The sequence below is a fragment of the Faecalibacterium sp. AF27-11BH genome, from assembly GCF_003603005.1.
Classification (GTDB): Bacteria; Bacillota; Clostridia; order Oscillospirales; family Ruminococcaceae; genus Faecalibacterium; species Faecalibacterium taiwanense.
This window is the reverse complement of sequence record NZ_QVGS01000001.1, coordinates 67,803-90,947: the sequence shown is the minus strand read 5'-3', so window position 1 is coordinate 90,947 and position 23,145 is coordinate 67,803. Positions and strand designations below refer to the sequence as shown.

The following is a 23,145-nucleotide window of genomic DNA, read 5'->3' as shown; positions in this document are numbered from 1 at the left end:
GGTTTATTTCCACAGTTGAGCGCAGACAAGTTCCAGCACACTGCCCGCGATGCAGCGGGCCTTATCCGAAATGAGAAAACAGTTGGAAAGTTCCTCTTTGCGGGGGTCTATATCGGCCACCTTAAAACCGGGCGTTACCGGATAACTGCTGCGCAAAAGTCCGCGCAGAATACCCGTGATCTGCGTGGTCACAGAGATCATGGCACCATCTGCCGTGCGGATCTGCGCAATGGTCTCACCCGCTTCCACGATATCTCCAATTTTGCGGAGATCCATAAATATACCGGCCGTGCCGGCATGGATCACGCGCTCTTTGCCGTAGCCGCCAATGATTCCGGGAATGCCGGTATCGGGGATGGCACTGCCTTCCCGAATGATGCGTCCCAGCCGGTGGCCGCGATTGGTTTCCACCACCACATCCACATCCTGCCCGGCCGTGAAACCGGGGCCGAGTGCAATGGTCAGGGGTGCCATATCCCGCGTTGTGCCAAGATTCTTTTTGGCAAGGATCGCATCCACAAGGACATCCGGCTTTGCGGGCGCAATGCTTTTTCCTTGCGGGTCTACCAGAACAGGAACGGCATTCTGTTTCCAGACTTCTTCTGCCTGCGCCAGAGTTTCGATCCGTACCGCACACAGACCTTCAACGGCGGTCTCACCTTCATAAACGGCTTCGCACAGAGAAACCTGCCGCCGGATCGCCGCCGGATGCTCCGCTTCCAGCACCAGCACACGCAGGCCTGCGCTCCACAGCCGGTGAATGGTGCCGGTAGCAAGGTCGCCGCCGCCGCGCACAAGGATCAGTGCATCCTTCTTCATTTGATCTCCTCTCCGGGCTGGAGTCGAGTCAATACGATCTCCATAGACCCACCGCAGGCAGCAATTGCTGCATCATCATTTTTGCCGTCTGCCGAAAAATGCAGCCGTTGATACGCCGGAGCCGCTCCCGTCAGCATTTCCTGTGCAGCCAGAATGGTGCGGTGCTCCATAATACCGCCGCCCACGCTGCCCACAATAGAGCCGTCTGTGCGAACCAGCATTTTTGCGCCGATTTCCCGCGGCGTAGAGCCGTGCCGCGCCGCAATCACGGCAAGCACCGCCTGCTGCCCGGCGGCATCTGTCTGAGCCATGGCTTCCAGAAGGGCAGATGAAAAGCCCTCCGTCTGCGGACGCGCATTCTTGATCGATACGATCTGTGCCAGAATGGAAAGTGCGATCTCCTCTGCCGTCTGTGAGCCGATGGAAAGCCCGATGGGGGCGTACAACGCCTCCACTCTTTCGGCATCGATACCGGCTTCCAGAAGTTGACGGCGCACCAGTGCGGCACGCCCGCGGCTGCCCATCATGCCAACATAGGCTGCAGGCTTTTTTAATATCACCTTCAGGCAGTCCACATCAAATGCATGTGCCCGGGTGACGACCACAAAATAAGTCTCTGCGCCGTCAGGTACCTGCGCAAGCGCTTTATCAAACGGCAGGCAGAGCACTCTATCGGCTCCGGCCAGCCGCAGCTGCTGTGCATATTCCTCGCGGTCATCCATTGCAAGGACCGTCAGGCCCAGCAGCTTTGCAAGCTGCACAACGGCTGCAGCCACATGTCCACCGCCGCAGACTACCAGCTGCGGCACCGCGCCAAAGCGCTCCGCAAAGATGTCTGTGCCTGCAACAGAGTGGATACCAGCTGCTGTGCAGCCCTGCAGTTCTGTCAGGTGCTGCAGCAGTACGGTGCTGTCCCCCCTCTGCCACACAGGCCTGCCCTCCAGCAAAAGCAGCTGGCTCCCCGCGGCATCGCCCTCTAACTGGGCCACCATCGTCCAGCCGCCCATAGAACGGGCTTTTTGCAGCATTGTATAAAGCGGCATTTTACCCATGCGTCATTCTCCTGTTTTATCTTTATTACTGTTCTACTGCTGCGGCCTGATCGTAACGTGCCGGGTCCAGCCGGTTCTGCCACTGCTCAAATTCTTCCGGCAGCATCCGCCAGGCAAGGCCGCAGCCTGCGGAGATCTCGCGCGGCAGTGGGATGAGCCTGCCCGGAACCTTCTCCGCAAGGCACTGCTTTTCCCATTCCATGGCATCCAGCGTTGTGCGGAATGAAAGAACAATATAAGTTTTTTTGATGCGCATATCAGATCTCCTGTGCAAGCTCCTGAACAGCGGCTGCGGTCTGCAGCACTTCGGCTTCCGTATTGAAATGCGAAAAGCTGAACCGTACCACGCCCTGCTCCACCGTGCCCAGCGCTTTATGCATCAGCGGTGCACAGTGCGCACCGGCACGCACACAGATGCTGTAGTCCTCCCACAGAATATCTGCAATGCGGGCTGAATCTTCGTCTCCGATGTTGAGCGAGATAATGGGAGCGTGCAGCGCCATTTCCGGGTCGCCGTAGATCTTCACGTTCGGCAGATCTCGAATGTTTTTATAAAAGAGCGCCGCCAGTGCAGTTTCTTTTGCACACAGCGTTTCCACGCCCTGAGCCAGAATCCATTCCACACCGGCACACAGGCCCGCCAGACCCGGAACATTGAGCGTCCCGGCTTCCAGAGCGGTGGGCATCTGTGCGGGATGCTGTTCATCAAAGCTGTGTACGCCGCTGCCTCCCACTACCAATGGCTGGATGGAAAGCCCCGGGCGCACATACAAGCCGCCTGTTCCCTGCGGGCCAAGCAGCGCCTTATGCCCAGTGAAGCATAGCACATCAATGCCCAGTGCCTGTACGTCAATGGCCTGTGAACCCGCCGTCTGGGCCGCATCCACGATCAGCAGCAGGCCGTGCCGGTGCGCAAAACCCGCTGCTTTTGCAAGATCCGTTCCGTTGCCGGTCACATTGGAAGCACCTGTTACGACCAGCGCTTTTGTATTGGGCTGAACCAGCTTATCCCAGTCATCATATTGCAGCCGTCCGCGCTCATCCACGCCTGCAAAACTGAACTGCAAGCCCTGTTCCCGCAGCCGGTAGAGCGGCCGCAGAACAGAGTTATGCTCACATACCGTTGTGATGATATGATCGCCCGGTGCAAAAAGGCCCCCCAATGCAATGTTCAAGGCCTCCGTTGCATTTGCCGCAAAGGCAATACAGGACGGGTCTGGTGCGTGGAGGAGCTTTGCCATTGCGCACCGCGCAGCATAAACAAGACGGCTTGCGTGCAGCGTTGGCTCATGGGCACCCCGTCCCGGATTGCCTGCCGTGCGCATTGCGTCCAGCACAGCCTGCTCTACCTGTGGCGGCTTGCGCAGGGTCGTGGCAGCGTTATCCAGATAGATCACGGTTTCACCACGTTGCCTGCCTGCGTCAGCTTTTCCACGATGGTGTACATGTTGGTCACACTGCCAACAGCAAGCTTTTCGGTCAGGCCATAGAAATTCAGGCAGGTGCCGCAGGTCATGATCTCCACGCCCTGTGCTTCCAGTGCCTTCAGGTCATCCAGCATGGGCGAACCCTCACAGGTCAGGGACGCGCCGCCGTTATAGAACAGCACTGTTTTGGGCAGCTGATCCTGCTGGGTAAGTGCGAACACAAAGGCCTTGAGCAGGGACTTGCCAAGGTCATCTGCGCCAATGCCCATTTTATCAGAGCTGATGGCAACCACCGTGTCCGTGCGGGTGTCCGGTGCACAGGCCGGTGCTTCTTCAGTGGGTGTTTCGGACGCTTCGCCGACCGTGAACAGCACGCGGTATTCCCGCTCGGCCAGCTTTTCGGCGCTGTACTGATAACCTTTCTGCTGGGCCATTTTGGTAAGGTTCTGCACGGCGATCTCATTATCCACCAGCACTTCCACCTCACCGGCACCCTTCAGTTCAGAGATCGCCTTTTTGGCTTTTACAACGGGCAGCGGGCATGCGTCACCACGGGCATCAACTTTCAGCATCATAATTGTAGGCCTCCATCAGTATTTTACAGTGATTTCCTGTTCGGTTTTGGGTATGATCTCACCCACGATCTTTGCGGGCAGGCCAGCGGCCTGCAGCTCTGCTTCCAGCGCATTTGCTTCTTCTGGCAACACGGCCAGCAATAGTCCGCCGGAAGTCTGTGGGTCAAACAGCACCTCTTCCATTGCAAACGGCACATTTTCAAAAGTGACATATGGGCCGGTATGGTTGCGGTTGCGCTGTCCGGCAGCGGTATACAAAAAATCATCTGCTGCTTTTTCGGCTCCCGGTAGAACCGGCACCATCCGTGCATCAATGATACAGGAAAGCCTTCCGCCCATCATCTCGTGCAGATGGCCCAGAAAACTGAAACCGGTCACATCGGTTGCCGCGTGGACCGTATACTTTCGGCTGATCTCGGCAGCGTTTTTGTTCAGCGTTGTCATGGACGCAATGGCACCGGCCATATCTTCCGGTGCCGCTTCGCCCACACGGTTTGCCGTGCAGATCAGGCCCACGCCCAGAGCTTTTGTTAAAATCAGCTTGTCACCGGGCCTGCCGGAATCATTCATATACATTTTTTTCGGGTCCACAAGGCCAGTCACCGAAAGTCCGTATTTCACACCTGTATCGGCAATGGAATGCCCGCCTGCAAGGCTTCCGCCCGCTTCGGCCACCTTCTTGGCTCCGCCGCGCAGAATCTCGCCCAGAATGTTCAGATCCATGCTCTCCGGGAAGCAGACCAGGTTCAGTGCAGTCTTCACCTCGCCGCCCATGGCATAGACATCACTCAGGGCGTTGGCCGCTGCGATCTGGCCGAAGGTATAGGGGTCATCCACCATCGGCGGGAAAAAATCCACTGTCTGTACCAGCGCCACATCATCGGTAATGCGGTATACAGCCGCATCATCCCGGCTGTCGTACCCGACCAAAAGGCTCGGGTCTCTTGCACCGCGCGGCAGCTTTTCCAGAATACGGCTCAGCGCTCCGGCTCCCAGCTTTGCGGTACATCCGCCGCCGGTGCAGAACACGATCTTGCCTTCTTTGCTCATGCACGTTCTCCTTTCTCGAAATGAGACGTAGCGCAGGAAATCCGATAAATTTTTTTCAGAATATCAGCCACCTGCCGGGCCAGAGCAGCCTGCTCTTTTGTATCGACCTGATTGAGTACAACATAAAAGCTGCGATCCCCTACAGCCTTCCTTCCACCGGCTTCACTTGCAAGCAGATTTGCCAGAAGTTCCGGTGTCAACTGCGCATCCTGCGGAACACAAAGCAGCTCTGCGGCAAGCTCTGCCCGGAAACAGACCTCCCGGAGCGGATGCCTCAACGCAGAAAGCCCTGCTACGGCCAGAACCGTATCGCACTGCGGTAAAAGCACCGGCTCGTGCGCAGCGGGTGCCTTGCAGGGCATCCGTTTTGCGCCGTCCGCTTCAATGAGCACGATATCTGCAAGGGTCATCCAGCGCTCCAGCTGTGCCTGCGGCGGGGCCGTCAATTTGCCGCCGTGTGCAGCGGTTCCGGCCACGGCATAACTGCCGCACTTCCACAGGCGGAAAAGCTCTGCATCCGTCTGTGCCCAGACCCCGCCGGGCGGCTGCATAATATGGGTGGTGGTAGCGGCCAATACCCGCCAGCCCTTGCGGGCGCAGTGCGCAGCCAGATTGTACATCAGTGTGGTCTTTCCGCCGCCGCCCACCAGAGAAATAACATGTCCCTTCTCCGCAAGAAACGGAAAAATTTTTTCGTCGATCATTTCTGCTTTTCTGCAACTGCCATGGCGATTTTTTCCGGTGTGATGGGCAGCTCATAGAACCGGGTACCAATGGCATTGTAGATCGCATCGGAAATGGCAGGCAGCGGTGTATTGATGACCACCTCGCCGATGGACTTTGCGCCAAAGGGTCCGTTGGGTTCATAGCTGCTCTCGAATTCAACCTTGATCTTGCCCACATCGGTGCGGGCCGGAATTTTGTACTGGAACAGAGAGTTCTCTTCCGGGTAGCCATTTTTATCGTAGGTGATGTTTTCGGTCAGAGTCATGCCGATGCCCTGCAGCAGACCGCCCTCAGCCTGCACACGGGTCAGGTTCGGGTTGATGGGCGTGCCGCAGTCCACACAGGCATCAAATTCCAGCAGCTTTACCTCGCCGGTCTCAGTATCCACTTCCACCTCAGCAGCACCAACCATGAACGGCGGCGGCGACAAAGGCGAAGTATGCGTTTCGGTGGCTTCCAGCGGAACCATGTGGCCGAACTGAGAAGCATACGCGATCTCGCTCAGAGACTTTTTCTGTGTGGGATCTTTGCTCTTGAAAACATCTTTTCCATCAAATTCCACCTCGTCCTCGGTGCATTCCAACAGCTCTGCGCCCAGCTTGCAGATCTGGCCGCGCAGCTTCATGGCACACTTTTCGGTGGCCTTGCCGGTAACGTAAGTGGTACTGGACGCATAGGAGCCGGAGTCATAGGGCGAGGTATCCGTATCAGCTCCGAAGACCGTGATATTGTCCAGCGGGCAGTCCAGCACTTCGGCGGCGATCTGCGCCAGTGTAGTGTCACAGCCGGTGCCCATGTCGGCCGCACCGATCATCAGGGTATAGAAGCCGTCGTCATTCAGTTTCAGGGTGGCACTGCCCACATCCATGCCGGAAATGCCGGAGCCCTGCATCGCCATGCCCATACCGACAGCGCGCACCTTGCTGTTGCCCATATCACGGGCAGGGTATTTGTGCTCCCAGTCGATCATATCCCGCACCTTGACAAGGCAGCGGTCCAGCGCGCAGCTGGTGTTGACAGCCCCATAGTAGGCGGGCATCACATCGCCCTCCTGTACGGTGTTTTTCAGCCGCAGCTCAAAGGGGTCCATATTCAGCTTATGAGCCAGTTCATTGACAGCAGATTCTACGGCAAACAGTCCCTGCGTTGCGCCGTAACCGCGGTAAGCACCGGCAGACATGTGGTTCGTATACACCACATCACTGATAAAGCGGAAGGCTTCTGCCTTGCCGTACAGCGGGATGGACTTGTGACCGGAAAGGCCCACAGTCGTAGGGCCATGCTCACCGTAAGCACCGGTATTGGAAAGGGTGTACAGATCAATGCCCTTCACAACGCCGTCCTTCGTGGCACCCAGCCGCACATGGATCTCCATTTCGTGACGCGGCGAGGATGCGATCTGGCTTTCCACACGACTGAAAATGATCTTGGAGGGCTTTTTGGTCTTCCAAGTCACAAAAGCCGGATATACCTCACTGACCGCCGTCTGCTTGGCACCAAATCCGCCGCCGATGCGGGGCTTTGCCACGCGCACCATGGATTTGGGAATATGCAGTGCGTTCGCAATATTGCGCCGTGCATGGAACACGATCTGCGTGGAGCTGAGCACATTCAGCCGCCCATAGGTATCAATGGAGCAGTAGGTGCGGAAGGTCTCCATCATAGCCTGCTGACAGGCTTTGGTGTGGTAAATGTGGTCAATGACTACATCGCTGGCCGCCAATACAGCATCGATATCGCCGGAACCACTCTCATCGTGGGCACAGAGGTTGCGCTTATTGTCGGCTCCCACCGGGCACAGACTGGCCCAGTTGTCCTCCGGATGCACCAGAATGGGGTTGTCCTTGGCAGTGTGATAGTCCAGCACTGCTTCCAAAACCTCATACTCCACCTTGATGAGCTTGAGAGCCTTATCCACGCACTTTTCGTCCTTACCGGCCACAATGGCCACCACATCGCCCACAAAGCGCACATGGCGGTCAATGAGCAGGCGGTCATGCGGACTGGCTTCCGGATAGGTCTGGCCAGCCTGCGTGTAGCGCGGCGCATCCTGCGGCACATCCTCCCATGTAAAGATCGCCTCGATGCCGGGCACCTTTTTTGCTACAGTCGTATTGATAGTTTTGACGATGGCATTTGCGTGCGGAGAGCGCAGCAGCTTTACGATCAGGCAGTCCTGCGGGATCACATCGTCCATATAGACGGGCTGGCCGGTGACCAGCTGCATGGCATCCTTTTTACGGAAAGGCTTGTTGATGGTACTCATTCTGCGGCCTCCTTCTGCTTTTTCCATGCCAGAAAGTTCATGATGCCGCGCAGCTGGCCCTCATAGCCAGAGCAGCGGCAGAGGTTGCCGGAGAGATATTCCTTCACTTCTTCCTCACTGGGGTACGGATTCTCGCGGAAGAGGGCCAGCGCGTTCATGATAAAGCCCGGGTTGCAGAAGCCACACTGCTCTGCACCCTGATCCGCGATAAAGCCGCCGAACTCCGCGGCTTCTTCCTGCAGGCCTTCCAGTGTGGTAATGCTGTGGCCGCTGGCACGCGCTGCCAGTACCGAGCAGGACAGCACCGGTTTCTCGTCCAGAAACACCGTGCACAGACCGCAGTTGGAGGTCTCACAGCCGCGCTTGACGCTCTTGCAGCCGTGAGCACGTACAAAATCGATCAGCAGCATATCTGCAGCCACATCCTCTGTGACCTTGATGCCGTTCAATGTAAGAGTGATCTGCATTTAATTTTCCTCCTGTGCCGTGCGTGCTTCCAGTTCCAGAACAGCACGCTTTGTCAGAACGCCTGCCAGATGGCGGCGGTACTCGGCATTGCCGCGCATATTGGAGCCAGTGACAATTTTTTGCTTTACTTCATCGGCAAAGTTCTGCGCCAGTTCCTGCGCAGAAACACCCGCCTTTGCCGGCAGCTCAAACAGCACAGCCTTGAGCGGCCGCGCACCGATCGCAATGCGATAGCTGCCGTTTTCCAGACGGGCGGCAGCGCAGGTAAGCACCGGGATATCAGTCTGGCTGTTGCGCACGGACTGATAGAAAAATTCTGCTTTTTCCTTTTTAACGATCAGCCGCACAAGGATGTCCCGATCATAAGGGCGCTCAGCATACTCCTGCAGGGATATGATCCCACCCTTGTACAACTCTACCGAACAGTCCATGGCCATAAACAGCGTGAGCACATCGGAAAAGCCGAACCGGCTGTAGATGCTGCCACCCACAGTTGCCAGATTGCGCAGCTGCACGCCCACGATATGCCGCAGCGCTTCCTTTACTGCGCCATGGGTATACGCAGCAAGACCGGCGTGCTCTTCCAGCTGGCGCAGTGTAACCATGGCACCAATGGAAAAGCTGCCCTCGGTCTCCTCTATGGTGTCCAGTCCCAGACCGGACAGGTCGATGGCTGTACCGACATTGATGTTCTCCATTTTGAGCCAGATCATGCCGCCCAGCACACGGTTGGCCTTTTTCTGGTTCAGCTGCCACGCTTCTTCCAGACTTTCGGCCTGCTTATATTCTCGGATCGTCATCATAGATGCAGGTTCCTCTCTCTTTTTTTCTCTGTTCTTTTATTTTAACACAGATTTCGATATAATACTATTGTGAATTCGTTTCAGAAAGAGTGGTACTATATGAAAGAACTTCTTCCGGTGGGCTGTGTCATCATGGCATCCGGTCTGAGCCAGCGCTTCGGCTCCAACAAACTCCTTGCGCCGTTCTGCGGGGAACCGATGCTATGCCGCGCATTTGCAGCGACCGATACTCCAAAGCTTTCGGCCCGCATCGTGGTGACACGTTCGGACGAAGTTGCGCAGCTTTGCCGCTCCCGCAATGTTCCGGTGCTGCTGCACGATCTGCCCGGTCGAAACGATACGGTGCGGCTGGGTCTTTCTGCGCTGCTGGAACAGGTTCCGGAGCTTTTTGGCTGCATGTTCCTGCCGGGAGACCAACCGCTTTTGTGCCGCGAGACAGTGGAAGCCATGGCAGGCATCTCCGGATGGGATCAAAGGACTCGGCTGGAACGGCAAAAAGAAACAGAACGGGAGATCTTCCGTCTGGGATTCCGGGTCCGTAACGACCCGTCTCCCTTTACTGGAAGTCCCGTTCTGTTTGAAAAAGGACTTTTTCAGGAACTGCTCACCTTGCCGCAGGGCATGGGCGGAAGTGTTCTGCTTCGGAAATATCCCGCGCATGTTCACACCGTTTACATTGCGGATCGGAATGAATTGGCCGACGCCGACACGCCCGAAGCACTGGCGCAATTGGAAGCACTGGCCCGGCAGAAGCTTTGAGCTTTATACTGCCTTGTCATCCTTCGGCAGCAGCACATTCAGCAGGATCGCCACGAACGCAGCCGGAACGATGCCGGACTCGCCGCAGATCAGCTGTAAAGCGTGCGGAGCCTGTGCCAGAATGCCGCTGTTGGCACCCATGCCGTAGCCAACACCCAGAGCCACCGAGACGATGGTAAGCTGACGCGGGGTCATCTTTTCCTTGGTGATGAGCTGGATGCCGCTGACCACGATGGAAGAGAACATCATAACGGCAGCACCGCCCAGAACGGCCTGCGGCATAATGGAAATCAGTGCGCCGAGCTTGGGGATCAGGCCGCACAGGATCAGGAAGATGGCACCGGAGGCCAGAGCCATGCGGTTGACCACTTTGGTCATGGCCACCAGACCCACGTTCTGGCTGAAGGAAGTGTTGGGCAGTACACCGAACAGAGCCGCAAAGGAGGAGCCCAGACCGTCACAGATCACACCGCCGGACAGCTCTTTATCGGTGGGTTCACGATTCATGCCGCCCTCCATGACACCGGAGATATCACCCACGGTCTCAACAGCGGTAACAACGAACATGATCATCACCGGCATAATAGCGCGCATATCAAACACGATCTTGACCGGCATCAGCTTGGGAATGGCAAACCAAGAGGCCTGTGCCACCTTATTCCAGTTGAGCACCCATGCCTTGGTAAACTCTACACCATCGGCAGTGACACCGGTGGTGGGCAGCACCAGACCCATGACAAAGGCCGCAACGTAACCGGCCAGAATGCCGATCAGGATCGCGGAAGAGCTGAGGAAGCCCGTGGTCCAGTGCTTGAAGATCAGAATGACCACCAATACGAACAGGGCAAGCAGAAGATTTTCCATGGAGCCAAAGTCTTTTGCGCTGTTGCCGCCGCCAAAGGAATTGATGCCCACCGAGATCAGCGAAAGACCGATGGAAAGTACAACCGTACCGGTGACGACCGGCGGGAAAAACTTGCGCAGAGGCTTGAGGAAGAAGCCCAGCACGCTTTCAAAGATGCCGCCGATGATGGATGCGCCCATAATGGCACCATAGGCCAGCACACCGCCGCCCATGCTGCCGACAACACTGTTGAACACGCCGATAAAACCGGAACTGGTGCCCATGATGATGGGCACGCTACCGCCCACGGGGCCGATGGTGAACAGCTGCACCAGTGTGACCACACCGGCCACGAACATGGCACTCTGCAGCAGCGTGACCTGCAGATCTGCGAACTCACCACCCGCAATGCCGCAGGCACTGGTGATGATCAGCAGCGGGGTCAGGTTGCCCACAAACATGGCGCAGACATGCTGCAGACCCAGCGGGATCGCCTGTTTCAGGGACATTTTTGCGTCGAACTGATACGCCGACTCTTCGAGCTTGACTTCCTTCAAATGTTCCACTCTCCTCAAATCTTGACAAAAATCATTCTTTTCGACTGCTTTACCAAAAAAGCGGATTTATTATAGCAAAACTGCGTATCCTTGTAAATTAAGTATGACTTTTTCGTGAACGGCTGCTTCCCGCTGAGAAACACAAAAAGCAGGGCGCTTTGTGCGTTTTTTCCGCTTTGGTCGGAAGAATTTCGCGCAGAACTCCTGCTTTTTTGTTTTGTTTTATTTGATTTTTGTGCGATATGGAAATTTTACAGCGTTCTCAGCCCGTAATCTTTTAAACAGCGCTGGATGCCCTGCTGAGTGGTGTCGAACCGGATGCCGAAGCGTTCCAGTTTTGTGGTGTCCATCACAAGGTTCCGGCCCCAGCTTTCTTCCTCGATCTGCACAGCGATTCCCAGCGTTTCGGCAAACTGCCGGGCGGTGCATACCATGTTTTCGGCATTGCCGCTGCCAAAATTGTATACGCCGCCTGGCAGCGCCATGGCAGGCTCCAGATTTTCGATTACCTGCCGCACATAGGTCACGCCGCGGTGGTCGTTCCGGGAGAAGCGCAGAGCCTCTCCCTTCAGCGCGGCACGCAGAAGATTCAGCGGAAGATTGCCCCGGATGGGCAGCCCATAGCCGGGCAGGTCATACATCCAACTGGCACGCAGATGGACCGAGTCCGGGCAGAGCTCCAGCACACGCTGCTCTGCTTCCAGCTTGTATTGGCCGTAAATGTTTGCGGGATGCAGGGCCAGTGTTTCCGGCAGCGGCCCCTGCTGCTGCACACCGGCATAGACCTGATCCGAGCTGAATGCCACCAGCTTTGCCTTCGTCTGCTGCGCAGCCCGTGCCAGCCAGACTGGCAGCTCCACATTGGCACGGTAAGCTTCTGCCGGATGCTGCGCACAGTAACTGGTATCGGAAAGAGCGGCGGTGTGCAGGATCACATCCGGATGCAAAGCTTCCACCTGTGCACGGGTGAGAGCTTCATCGGCTGTACAGAAAAAGCCTTTTGGAAGGGCGCAAAGCTCGTACTTTCCCTGCCACTGCTGCAAAATGCGGGAGCCGACAAAGCCGCCTGCACCGGTGATAAGAATTTTTTTCATGATAATTTCCTCCTGCAGGGCAATGAAAAAGTGCCCAGAAGCATGACAGCCTGCCGGGCACAGAAATTTTAAAGGAACAGTTCCAGCACGAACACGACGGCACAGCAGGCCACAGATACCTGAAACAGGCTTGCGCCGAACCAAGCAGCTGCAATGCCTACCACCAGCGCCATGGCACCGGCAGCCGGGCTCTGGGTCGCGTTGACAATGGCCGGGAAGGTCATGACCGCCAGCGTCACATAGGGCACATAATACAGAAACGACTGAATGAATCGATTTTTGATGGGCTTGCGGATCAGTGTGAGCGGAAGGATGCGGATGGCATAGGATACCAGCGCCATCACTGCAATGTAAATGTAATGATTATGCGTCATGCTCTGCCTCCTGCTCTTCTGGATTTACCGGAAAAAGAACTGCTGCAGCGCTGGAAATGAGCACTGTGAGCAAAATGGTGCGCGTGCCCTCCGAAAGAGCGGAGATACCCGGCAGGTAATTGCACACAAAGCTCAGTGCAAAGCTGATGGCAACAAGTGCAGCTACCACCCTGCTCTTACGCGCCGGAGGAATGATGATGGCAAGGAACATGCCGTAAAGGGCAACGCTCAGCGCACTGACAGCCCGCAGCGGCAGCAGATTGCCCGCAATGATGCCCAACGCTGTACCGATGGCCCAAGCCGGTGCCGCCAGCAGAATGGCACCGTAGGTATAATATGGGTTCAGGCTGCCGGGCCGTGCAATGGTGATGCCAAAAAGCTCGTCTGTCACATCATAACCGATGAGCAGCCTGTGCCAGAAGGGTGTGCCCGGCGCAAAGCGCTGGGCCAGTGCGCAGCTCATGAGCAGATAGCGCGCATTGGCGATCAGTGTGATGATGGCCACTTCCAGATAGGTCGCATTGGCCATGATGATGGCAAATGCAGCGTACTCGCCTGCCGAAGCGTTGTTCAGTAGGCTGACCAGAAAGCCCTGAAACGGGGTAAAGCCTGCCCGGCGGGCCGCAATGCCCAGCGAGAAGGAAACAGCAAAATAGCCCAGCGCAATGGGAACGCCATCCCGCATGCCCTCACAGAAAATCTTTTTGCTGAAAGCCCAAACCGGCCTTTCTGCATTGACAAGCTCCGGGGCAAGGAGCTTACTTTTGGAATTCATCTTTGTTTTTTTACTCCTTTCCTATTTCAAACACCGCTTTTTATTATACTCTCCCGCACACAGAGAAGAAAGGGCTTTTTCACTTTCTTTTCGGCACAAAAGGAAAACGCCGCCTGAAAAGGCAGCGTTCTTCGTCGATTTATGCGCCCGGCACCAGAAAATGCATCGCCTGCGGCAGGACCTGCGTACCGGCTTCCAGCCCATTTGCCGTCAGGATCTGTGCCGGTGACACATGGAACCGTCTGGCAATGCCGAACAACTCCTCCCCTGCCTGTGCATAGTAGATGCGCAGTGCGATCTCCGGGTCCGGAGTCGTCAGCGGTTCGCCCAGCTCAATGCTGCCGATGCCCGAATGTGTGCTCCGGCAGAGGATGGCTCCTTCGGCACGGGCGGTGACCGTCACTTCCAATGTGCCGCCAGTGCAGCTGCACTGGATGTTCTCGGTGCTCAGCCAGCATTCCGGGCTGAACTGTGCACCCGGCGGAGCTTCTACTGCAAGCGGAAAGACAAGCTCCAGTGTTTTTTCGTAGCTTTCCAGCTCAGCAAGACTGTTCTCGGCAAAGGCGGTAGCAACGGCACGCACCGTAAAGGCCCAGCCGTCGCGGTAAGGTGTTACCTGCGCCGGTCCATAAGACACAAAGCAGGCGCGCAGCTGAGCATCCGCATCTGGCAGCGGCCCGGAGGCCGTGGAAGATGCTGTCTCGTTCAGCATACAGGCAAGATCTTCTGCTGCCAATTCCTGCGGCGTGACGGCGGTTTCAAACTGCGTAGAAAAGGCATCCGCTACGTATTGCAGCTGGCAGGGCCGCCATGCGTGCAAATGCATCATCACGCTGGCTGTCAGTTGGCCGCTGGCTTCCTGTTCGCCCTCCGCAAGGGCAAAGCCAACCGGCTCCAGCACGCACATGCATCTGCAGTCCTCTGCCACGCCTTCCAGATCCACCACTTGATTGAACGGCAGGGATGCCGCCTGACTTTGCAGGCTGCTTTCGCCTTCCGCGCGCCAGGCGCATTGGGCACGTACCTCGCCCTTGACCACTGCCTTGCCCGCCAGCAGCTTTACCTCCCGCACGGCGGCGCTGCCGGTAATATCCAGAATGGCTGCGGGCGGCTTTGCAAAAACAAGCTCCCCTTCCACAGTGACCAGCTTTTCCAGCACCGCGGTGCTGCGCACGCCGTTCAGCGTCTGCAATTTCTGTTCAATGCCGCCATCGGCCAGCGCCGTGATCAGTTCCTGTTTATCCTGTGTATGGATAGTAACTACAAGACCATAGGCTCCGCGCACCTCGATGCGGTGCGGGTTTACTGCCCGGCAGTTGAGGTATTCGGTCTGCCCTTCTACCATGGCCATCCAGCTGGTGAAGGAAAATTCCGGCACCTCCAGCTGCTTTGTAAACGGCAGCTTCTGCTCGGTCTGGCAAAGCCCGGCCCCATCCTCGCCCTGATAAAACACAGTGCAGCGCAGATAGCCTTCCAATGTAAGCCGCCCGGGCTGCAGCTGCTTTTGCAGCACCACCGGTTTTGCAAAGCATTTGACCAGCTTGAACACCGGCGGAAGATAATCTGAAATCAGGATCTCGGTTTCCAGCGGAAGTTCTGCCTTGACGGTGCAGCTCGTGCCTGCCTGCGGCAGCGTATCCCGAAAGATCTTCAGTTCCATGCAGTGTGCTCCTTTCCCTGTCCGTCTCTACTGGAAAGGTATGCACATGCTTTGCAGGATATGCGCGCAAAAAAGGCACCGTGCAAAACGCACGATGCCTTTGGGCCTTTTGAAACAATCAGATCGTTTTGCGCAGGACAGCCGTCTGCATTACATGGTATTTCTGCATCAGCCGGACGGCAGCCGGTGTGATCTTCTCGCCGCTGACCACAATGGGGATCGCAGGCGGGCAGGAAACCGTCGGCATAGCGCAGATACGCCCCACCGCCTGCTCTGTGGGCACCTGCTCCTGCGGGGCAAACACGGCCTGCCGGATACTGCAGCAGGTGTGCAATTCGTGTTCCAGCTCCAAAAGCTCACGATCGTTTTTTTCCGGAAGCGGGAACGGTCCTGTAAGGTTTTCCACAATGTGGAGAACGGCAGAAGTCAGCCGTTCAAAGTCCTGCGGCGGATTTGCCGGGGTGAACATCAGCACAACATAGCGCGGGTCGGCATATTCGCACTCGACCTTTGCGCAGCGCAGCGCTTCTGCAAGCTCTGTGCCGGTCATGCCCAGTGTAGCAGCATCCAGCGTGACCTTGAGAGGTTCGCTTTCCAGTGCCAGCGGCTCCGGGCAGTGTTTTGCCGCAGCGGCTTCGTTCAGCTCCCGGCGCAGGCGGGTCAAATATCCGCAGCACTGCAAAAGCCGCAGCGGATAACCCTCCGACAGAACCTGATTGCATTTGTCCAGCGACTGCAAGATCAGGTAAGACGGACTGGTGGAACCAAACAATGCCAGTGCATTGCGCACAGCGGCTTCGTCCTGAATGGGGGCATTTTTGCCCAGATGCAGGTATGCGCCGCCAGTGACAACGGGCAGCGTTTTATGGCCGGAGTCGCAGCACATGGCCGCGCCCAGCGCAATAGGATGCTGACCGCCCTGCGGCAGAAAACGCAGGTAAGCACCGTGGGCATTATCCACCAGAAGCGGAACTCCAAAATCCTTGCACACTTCGGCCAGCGCTGCAATATCCTGCACGCCGCCCAGATAATCCGGACTGGTGATGTAGACGCCAAAGGGCCTTTTGCCCTGCTGCGCCAAACCCTGCAGAGCACCTGTCAGCTTTGCAGCTGACACCGGGCAGCTGCAAAGTGCACCGGCATCCTGCGGCGCAGGCCAGAGCCACTGGATATCAAAATCCAGCAGCGCCGCCGCATACAACAGCGCTTTGTGAGCGTTGCGCGCTGCCAGCAGGACCGGGCGCTGTCCGGCTGCGGGCGCAGCCTGCAGTGCAAGGCACAGCATTGCACGGATGCACTGGGACGAGCCCTCTGTGCTGTAATAGGTATGCACCGTGCCGAACAGCCGGGTAGCGTTGGCTTCGCTCTGGGCAATGATGCCGTCAGCCCCATACAGTTCATCCGCACCCTTTATTTCGGTAATGTCCCACGGCTCAAAGCCCAAAAGGCTCTGGCCCTTGTGGCCGGGCATATGCAGCCGCGAGGTGCCGGACTGTGCGTAACGGCGCACAAAATCCACAATAGGCGTGGTCGTGCTCATTCGCAGGCTTCGCCATCAGCACAGGCGTTACAGGTGGAACCAAGCTCAATAGGCACCTCGATGCCCTTGGCGGCAAGTTCCTGATTCTCAGCGACCTTGATCATGATAGCGCATTCCATTCGCTTTTTGAACAGCTCACAGCCGTACTCGTACACGCCGGTGATATTGCCGGTGGCATGGTAGGAGTTGGCTGCACAGCCGCCGGAGCAGTACAGCTTTGCCCAGCAGTCCTGACACTCCTTGCGGGCATAGGCGTTGCAGTGCTTGAACTCATCCCGCACAACGGTGTTGGTAACGCCCTTCCAGATATCGCCCATCAGATACTTGGGATCACCCACGAACTGGTGGCAGGGATACAAATCGCCCCAGGGAGTAACGGCCATATACTCGGTACCGGAACCGCAGCCAGAGATGCGCTTGTAGATGCAGGGACCGCCGGTCAGGTCGATCATGTAGTGGTAGAAGGTAAAGCCGCGGCCCTCGCGGTTGCGCTTGATCATTTCCTTGGCAAGGATCTCGTACTGTTCCTTCAGGATGGGCAGATCTTCCTCGGTCAGGGCACTGGGGTCGCCGGGCTTAGACACCACAGGCTCCATGCTCAGCTCAGTAAAGCCGAGGTCGGCCATGTGGAAGATATCGTTGGTGAAGTCGGTGTTGTAGTGGGTGTAGGTGCCGCGCATGTAGTAGTTCTTGTCGCCGCGCTTCTTCACGAACTCCTGGAACTTGGGCACGATGGTATCGTAGCTGCCATGGCCTGCATAGTCCTTGCGGAAACGGTCGTTGACCTCTTTGCGGCCATCCAGACTCAGCACCACATTGTGGCACTCCTTGTTGCAGAAATCGATCACATCGTCATCGATCAGCATACCGTTGGTGGTCATGGTAAAGCGGAAGTTCTTGTTGTGGATCTTCTCCTGCTCACGGCAGTAGGCCACCAGCTTTTTGACCATGTCAAAATTCATCAGCGGTTCGCCGCCAAAGAAGTCCACCTCAAGGTTGCGGCGGGTGCCAGAGTTTTCGATCAGGAAGTCCATGGCACGCTTGCCCACTTCAAAGCTCATCAGCGCACGGTCGCCCTGATAGCGGCCCTGCGAAGCAAAGCAGTAGGAGCAGTTCAGGTTGCAGGTGTGTGCAACATGCAGGCACAAGGCCTTGACCACTGTGTTGCGGTTTTTAAAGTCGAAAGCCATATTCTCATAGGTATCCGGGGTCCACAGCTTGCCTGCTTCCTTCAGGTTGGTCACATCATCGATGCACTGACGCAGATCTTCCTCCGTGACATCCTCGCGGTCTCCATACTTTGCCATCATAGCCGAAACGATCTCGTCAGCAGTATGCTCCGGGTACATGGCAATGATATCGTATGCAACATCGTCCACCACATGCACCGAGCCGCTGCAGGTGTCCAGCACGATGTTATAGCCGTTCAATTGATACTGGTGTACCATTTTACTCTCCATTCCAATTATACAAAAAAATGCCGCCCGGCAAAGGCGGCAGGGGGTTGCAAAAATTACTTGTTGCTGTTCTCGCACTGCTGGTTAGCCACGCCGCAGGAGGTCTTGCAAGCGGACTGGCAGGAAGTCTGGCACTCGCCGCAGCCGCCGGTCTTAACGCTCTTGGTCAGGTCACGAGTAGCAATGGTCTTAATACGTTCCATAATAGAAAACCTCTCTAACTCTCAAAATTTCATCGCGCCGGACAAAGCCCAGTACGCATTTATCTTTGCTTATGATAACACGCAAGGGGCTTTCTGTCAAGATTTTTATGCTGCCAACCTGTTCAAACCTGTCCAGCAGGCTGATACTTCGTCAGGACGGTGTGCAGCCCCAGCTCCCGCGCCCTGGCCAGTAAGTACCGGTAGCGGCACAAAAGCGCCTGCCGCTCGTAAATGCGCTGCTCGATCAGGTCTGTATCTACCTCCAGATCAAACATCATCTCATTGCGCCGCAGGCAGAACAGACATTCCTTCAGCTCTTCTTCCAGTTCTGGGTGATAGCGTTCGTGCTCGGTATCCCGCGGGATGCGGCTCGAAAGCAAAGTTTGGGTGTTCTGGGCATGGGTTCGTTCCAGCATAGGCCGTCCTCCTCTTCTTTGTGTATCTTGAAGGTTTGTACATTTTAGTATATGAAGAGACCGGTGCAGAATATGCCAGTTTATGGTAAAGCAGAAACTTCTCCGCTGGTGCGCGCATTTTAAAAAAGTTTGCAATTTTTTCAAAATCACGCTTGACAAGTATCACTTTTCCGCGTATAATAGCACACGTTGAGCGGCTCACACTGCGAAACGCAATCGAATATTGGGGATTTGCATAGTGGTAGTGCGGTAGACTCTGACTCTACTTGTGGGAGTTCGATTCTCTCATCCCCAACCAAAAGCCATCCGGTTTATGCCGGATGGCTTTTTTCGTTCTATATTGTTATACAAAAACAGCGTACCGTCTTTGCGACGGTACGTCCATTTTTATGCAGTTATTACAGAATGCTAATGCGGCCTGCGCCGTAGGGATTCTCGTAATCCAGCAGATAGCCCGGGTAATCGGCCAGCGGGCTGTTTGCGGTGGTCAAATGCGGCAGACCCTCTGCATCTACACCGCCAAAGGTCATGGCATAGGTAGACATCACAAGGTAATCCTCAGACACATAGTCCTTGATCAGCTCTGCGCCATCAAACATGGCAAAGCCATCGCCCAGATTGCGCAGAGTGTAATTCATGCCAGCCAGAGCGTATGTCTTGCTCTCGTCCAGCGGTTCATAAGTACCGGAAGCCTTGTTGTAGATCTTCACGTTCTGCACGCGCGGAGTGCCGGTGGCACTGCCAATCCAGACATTCTTCTCGTCGGTCTGCACGGTGTTGGGGATATCGGCGTGGATCTCGTAGGAAGCGCCTGCCACATGCAGGAAGCCGCCGTTCTCCTTTTCCGTTCCGGCAAAGCGGGCTGCAAACTCCAGTGCATCCTGGATCTGCTTGCCGGTGACAGACATCAGACAGGCCACATTGCCAAACGGGCTGACCTGCTTGCAGGTCTTGAAGGTCCAGTAGCCGGCTTTCTCATCGGCGCGGATGCCGCCGCCGTTCATGATAGCGATGTCACAATGCAGCTGTTCCACCTCATTGAAGTAGGAGTAAATGCCGTCGGCCACGAAGTCGCCGAGATTCGTCTCTGCCATGCGGATGCGGCGCTTGCCAGTCTCGGGGTCGGAGATGTAGAAGTTCGTATCGGCAACAGCGATCTTCTCACCCAGCATGTCGTCCACAGAAGCGACCCATGCGTTCTGGATATCGGCAACGGCACTGTCGGAGCCTTCGTAAGAGGAGATCAGACGGGTGGCAATGGAGCCGTCAGCCTTGATGGTCATTTCGCCAACATTTGCAAAATAAGAGCCGGTCTGGGTCAGGGCGACAGCCTTGCCGGACAGATCCTTCACCCACTCACACTCCATCTTGGTGTGAGAATGGCCGTCGATGAATGCATCGAAGCCGGAGGTGTGCTCGATGACTTCCTTGCTGGTCCAGGGCGAAGAGGAAGGATCAACGCCCAGATGGCCCAGACCGATCACATAGTCAGCCAGAACCTTGGCCTTATCAATGGACTTCTGCACAGCCTTGTACAGCTTCTGGCCGTCGTCACCGCCCAGAATATCATAGATATAGCGGCTCTGGCTCTTATCCATGAAGTAAGCCGGAGTAGACTTGGTGAAGGTCTCGGGCGTGGTGATGCCCACAAATGCGATCACGCGGCCGCCGATGGTGAAGTATTTGACATCCGGCAGAACGCGGTTGCCCAGCGGCAGATTGACCCAGTTGCTGGAGAGGTACGGGAAATCTGCCTCAGCCATTACCTCTTTTGCACGGGCCATGCCGTAGTCGAATTCATGGTTGCCGGGCGTAGCAACATCGTAGTCAGCGGCGTTCATCAGCTGGATGATGGATGCACCTTCGTCCATGGAACCATATGCGGTACCCTGAATATGGTCGCCCGCATCTACCAGCAGGACATTTTTGCCTGCATCCTGATAGCTCTTTTTCAAAGCTGCGATGGCAGCATAGGTCAGTTCCGGCGATTTTTTGTCGATGTAAGTATGAACATCGTTGGTGTACAGGATCGTAATGTCCTTAAAGCTGCCGGGGTAACATGCAGACGCAGCGGGTGCGCCCAGACTTACGGCAGCAACGGCCGTGGTAACACCTGCGGCTTTCAGGAAGCTGCGGCGGGAGATAAGCTGTTTCATGGAAAAACGACCTCCTCTTAAAACTCTCTTTTGTTTTTATCGGGCGCACAGAACCAGCCCGACGCTTATTATGTTAAGCATAACACACAAAACACCCAAGAACAACCCGGAATCGCACAATTTGTTCATAATTCACGGTACTAAGTCACACTTTTTGTGCAACATTATTCCTCTTCAGGGCAAAAACAGCCCGCATCTGCAGCCAGTCGTTGACTGCAAAAGCGGGCTGTTTTCAAAGGGGATTCAAAAATGGATCAGAGCAACGAGCTCAAATCGCATTGTATTCCTTGAGGAATTTCTCAAGGTCGGTACCCTCGATCTTTTTCAAAGCTTCCTTCATGGCAAGGCGCGGGATGAGCGGCAGATCCATGTCGGTGATCTTCTTGCCGTCGCGCAGCTTGACCGTTGCATCGATCAGGGCACGTACATCATAGGTGCTGCCCCAGACCTCGGGCACACCGCGGTCGATGTCCAGCAGGGTGTACACAGCTTCCATACCGGTGCGCATGGAGTATTCGGTGGTGAAGATGGTGTCACGGCCGGTCTCGGCGAACTGACCCAGGAAGGCAAAGTTGACAGCACCCTCCGGCACGATATCAGGACGGTCGCCCATCGCACGCGGCATAAAGAATGCATCGATATACGGCATCATGACCGGGATGGTGTTGGCACTGTGCTCGGCCAACTCTTCGATCTGATCCTCGGGCACACCAATGTGGTACAGCCATTCCATGCACAGTTCCTTGCCGGTGCAGTCACGCATGGCCTTTTTGACGTAGTTGCCGGGCTTATCACTGAACAGGCCGTAGACCCAGACGCACAGCTGGTTCTTGGGCTGGTCTCGGAACTGCTGCTGACGGTTCAGCGTCCAGCTGAGCAGCCAGTTGGAGTCCTTAACGGTGACGATGCCGCCGGTGACGGTGTGGCCACTGAACGGGTCACGCTTGCAGATCTTCTGGATATACTGTGGGATCTTGTCGTCCAGCGTAGTGATGGTGGCGCTTTCCCAGTTGGAATGTTCGGGGTCGGAGCAGAACTTTTCAGGATTGCCGAATGCAGGGTCCTGTGCAGCGATCTTCTTCCACAGATCCCAGCCGTTGCCCGGCTTGATGGTGGGATCAAAGCCTGCTGCCTTGTCCTGTGCGCCCATCGTGCAGCTTTCCACGCAGCCGCCGTTGGTGATGAACAGCAGATCATTTTCGGTCAGGTCAATGGTGCTGATCTCACCTGCGTGCTCCACAACCACGCTGCTTGCCTGCTTGCGCTTGCCATTGATATCAAATTTCACGTCCACGACCTTGGTCTCATAGTGGAACTGCACGCCGTGGTCCTTCAGGTAAGTGACCATGGGCAGGATGATAGATTCATACTGGTTGTAGCGGGTAAAGCGCAGGGCGGTGAAATCCGGCAGGCCGCCGATGTGGTGGATATAGCGCTTGAGATAGAGCTTCATTTCCAGAGCACTGTGCCAGTTTTCAAAGGCAAACATGGTGCGCCAGTACAGCCAGAAGTTGGAGTTCAGCACTTCATCATCAAAGAAATCGGTGATCTTCTTATCCTGCAGCTGCTCGTTGGGGGTGAAGAAGAGCTTCATGATCTCCATAGCACCCTTATCAGACAGGCCGAACTTGCCATCGGTGTGGGCATCCTCGCCGCGGTTGACGGTAGCACGGCACAGTGAATAGTTGGGGTCTTCCTTGTTCAGCCAGTAGTACTCATCCAGCACACTGGCACCCTCGGTCTCCAGAGACGGAATGGAGCGCAGCAGATCCCACATGACCTCGAAGTGGTTATCCATCTCGCGGCCACCGCGCATCACGTAACCGATATCGTATTTGTAGCCGTCGCAGGCACCGCCGGGGATGGGGTCTTTCTCAAACACATGCACATGCTCGCCCTTCATCTGGCCGTCACGCACCAGATAACATGCAGCCGTCAGTGCGGCCAGACCGGAACCAATGATATATGCAGATTTATGATCGACACCCTCCGGCTTTTTAGGAGTTGCAAATGCTTCATAGTTGCCACTGGAATAGTACATAGAAAAGCCTCCCTGCTTTTTATTGCTTTTTTCGGCATCCTTGCGCCGTCCTTATGGCAACAGTATACCCCGCGTCGCCGCAG

Annotated in this window: 22 protein-coding genes and 1 tRNA gene; 2 read left to right on the top strand and 21 right to left on the bottom strand. The window is 56.1% G+C overall.

Annotated elements, in window-relative coordinates; translation table 11 throughout:
- Positions 1-3 precede the first annotated feature (3 nt).
- From yqeB to DWY76_RS00410, 10 genes are read right to left on the bottom strand one after another with little or no spacing between them, the layout of a single operon-like run.
- Positions 4-819 carry a selenium-dependent molybdenum cofactor biosynthesis protein YqeB gene (gene yqeB / locus DWY76_RS00455; RefSeq protein WP_120079260.1) on the bottom strand — a complete coding sequence of 272 codons (816 nt, stop codon included), beginning with the start codon at positions 817-819 and terminating at the stop codon, positions 4-6.
- Positions 816-1,871, bottom strand: coding sequence for an XdhC/CoxI family protein (locus DWY76_RS00450; RefSeq protein WP_097777796.1), 1,056 nt, complete (start codon positions 1,869-1,871; stop codon positions 816-818). Before DWY76_RS00450 ends, yqeB begins: the two co-directional genes overlap by 4 nt.
- Positions 1,872-1,896: 25 nt before the next feature.
- On the bottom strand, positions 1,897-2,127 hold the full coding sequence (locus DWY76_RS00445) for a DUF3343 domain-containing protein (RefSeq protein ID WP_097775510.1): 231 nt from the start codon (positions 2,125-2,127) through the stop codon (positions 1,897-1,899).
- A 1-nt stretch (position 2,128) separates the two neighbouring features.
- Positions 2,129-3,268, bottom strand: coding sequence for an aminotransferase class V-fold PLP-dependent enzyme (locus DWY76_RS00440; protein ID WP_120079258.1), 1,140 nt, complete (start codon positions 3,266-3,268; stop codon positions 2,129-2,131).
- Positions 3,265-3,873 (bottom strand): sulfurtransferase-like selenium metabolism protein YedF, encoded by a 609-nt coding sequence (yedF, locus tag DWY76_RS00435; protein WP_337679042.1) that lies wholly within the window; start codon positions 3,871-3,873, stop codon positions 3,265-3,267. Before yedF ends, DWY76_RS00440 begins: the two co-directional genes overlap by 4 nt.
- Before the next feature lie 15 nt (positions 3,874-3,888).
- Positions 3,889-4,923 (bottom strand): selenide, water dikinase SelD, encoded by a 1,035-nt coding sequence (gene selD / locus DWY76_RS00430; RefSeq protein WP_120079256.1) that lies wholly within the window; start codon positions 4,921-4,923, stop codon positions 3,889-3,891.
- Positions 4,920-5,627, bottom strand: a complete 708-nt coding sequence (gene yqeC, locus DWY76_RS00425; RefSeq protein ID WP_120079254.1) for a selenium cofactor biosynthesis protein YqeC — start codon at positions 5,625-5,627, stop codon at positions 4,920-4,922. Before yqeC ends, selD begins: the two co-directional genes overlap by 4 nt.
- On the bottom strand, positions 5,624-7,915 hold the full coding sequence (locus DWY76_RS00420; protein ID WP_120079252.1) for a molybdopterin cofactor-binding domain-containing protein: 2,292 nt from the start codon (positions 7,913-7,915) through the stop codon (positions 5,624-5,626). Before DWY76_RS00420 ends, yqeC begins: the two co-directional genes overlap by 4 nt.
- Positions 7,912-8,382 carry a (2Fe-2S)-binding protein gene (locus DWY76_RS00415; protein ID WP_005942122.1) on the bottom strand — a complete coding sequence of 157 codons (471 nt, stop codon included), beginning with the start codon at positions 8,380-8,382 and terminating at the stop codon, positions 7,912-7,914. Before DWY76_RS00415 ends, DWY76_RS00420 begins: the two co-directional genes overlap by 4 nt.
- Positions 8,383-9,186 carry an FAD binding domain-containing protein gene (locus DWY76_RS00410; protein WP_120019857.1) on the bottom strand — a complete coding sequence of 268 codons (804 nt, stop codon included), beginning with the start codon at positions 9,184-9,186 and terminating at the stop codon, positions 8,383-8,385. It abuts the gene before it with no gap.
- Between the two features lie 99 nt (positions 9,187-9,285).
- On the opposite strand from DWY76_RS00410, the gene DWY76_RS00405 reads away from it, so the two are divergent.
- Positions 9,286-9,945, top strand: a complete 660-nt coding sequence (locus DWY76_RS00405; protein WP_120079250.1) for a nucleotidyltransferase family protein — start codon at positions 9,286-9,288, stop codon at positions 9,943-9,945.
- Between the two features lie 3 nt (positions 9,946-9,948).
- Here the strand turns inward: DWY76_RS00405 and DWY76_RS00400 are convergent, their stop codons facing one another.
- The 9 genes from DWY76_RS00400 to DWY76_RS00360 all read right to left on the bottom strand — a co-directional run bounded on the left by DWY76_RS00400 (position 9,949) and on the right by DWY76_RS00360 (position 18,865).
- On the bottom strand, positions 9,949-11,298 hold the full coding sequence (locus DWY76_RS00400; protein WP_044953729.1) for a solute carrier family 23 protein: 1,350 nt from the start codon (positions 11,296-11,298) through the stop codon (positions 9,949-9,951).
- A 299-nt stretch (positions 11,299-11,597) separates the two neighbouring features.
- Positions 11,598-12,440, bottom strand: a complete 843-nt coding sequence (locus tag DWY76_RS00395) for a sugar nucleotide-binding protein (protein ID WP_120079248.1) — start codon at positions 12,438-12,440, stop codon at positions 11,598-11,600.
- 68 nt (positions 12,441-12,508) lie between these two features.
- Complete coding sequence (locus DWY76_RS00390) at positions 12,509-12,814, bottom strand: AzlD domain-containing protein (protein ID WP_005942135.1); 306 nt, start codon at positions 12,812-12,814, stop codon at positions 12,509-12,511.
- Positions 12,804-13,499, bottom strand: a complete 696-nt coding sequence (locus tag DWY76_RS00385) for an AzlC family ABC transporter permease (protein WP_242821938.1) — start codon at positions 13,497-13,499, stop codon at positions 12,804-12,806. The genes DWY76_RS00390 and DWY76_RS00385 overlap by 11 nt, the downstream gene beginning before the upstream one ends.
- Positions 13,500-13,728: 229 nt before the next feature.
- On the bottom strand, positions 13,729-15,249 hold the full coding sequence (locus tag DWY76_RS00380) for an SPOCS domain-containing protein (protein WP_005942145.1): 1,521 nt from the start codon (positions 15,247-15,249) through the stop codon (positions 13,729-13,731).
- A gap of 118 nt (positions 15,250-15,367) precedes the next feature.
- Complete coding sequence (locus DWY76_RS00375) at positions 15,368-16,789, bottom strand: amino acid decarboxylase (RefSeq protein ID WP_120079246.1); 1,422 nt, start codon at positions 16,787-16,789, stop codon at positions 15,368-15,370.
- Entirely contained in the window at positions 16,786-18,237 is a 1,452-nt protein-coding gene (gene scfB, locus DWY76_RS00370) for a thioether cross-link-forming SCIFF peptide maturase (RefSeq protein WP_165852538.1), read from the bottom strand. Before scfB ends, DWY76_RS00375 begins: the two co-directional genes overlap by 4 nt.
- 65 nt (positions 18,238-18,302) lie before the next feature.
- Positions 18,303-18,449: a six-cysteine ranthipeptide SCIFF gene (gene scfA, locus DWY76_RS00365; RefSeq protein ID WP_005926683.1), complete on the bottom strand. Its 147-nt coding sequence runs from the start codon at positions 18,447-18,449 to the stop codon at positions 18,303-18,305.
- Between the two features lie 122 nt (positions 18,450-18,571).
- On the bottom strand, positions 18,572-18,865 hold the full coding sequence (locus DWY76_RS00360; RefSeq protein WP_005942150.1) for a hypothetical protein: 294 nt from the start codon (positions 18,863-18,865) through the stop codon (positions 18,572-18,574).
- 224 nt (positions 18,866-19,089) lie between these two features.
- Here DWY76_RS00360 and DWY76_RS00355 point away from each other — a divergent pair.
- Positions 19,090-19,163, top strand: a tRNA-Gln gene (locus DWY76_RS00355).
- 100 nt (positions 19,164-19,263) lie between these two features.
- Here DWY76_RS00355 and DWY76_RS00350 read toward each other — a convergent pair.
- Together DWY76_RS00350 and DWY76_RS00345 are read right to left on the bottom strand one after the other, a co-directional pair.
- Entirely contained in the window at positions 19,264-21,021 is a 1,758-nt protein-coding gene (locus tag DWY76_RS00350) for a bifunctional UDP-sugar hydrolase/5'-nucleotidase (protein ID WP_120079243.1), read from the bottom strand.
- A 268-nt stretch (positions 21,022-21,289) separates the two neighbouring features.
- On the bottom strand, positions 21,290-23,062 hold the full coding sequence (locus DWY76_RS00345) for an oleate hydratase (RefSeq protein WP_120079241.1): 1,773 nt from the start codon (positions 23,060-23,062) through the stop codon (positions 21,290-21,292).
- Between the last annotated feature and the right edge of the window lie 83 nt (positions 23,063-23,145).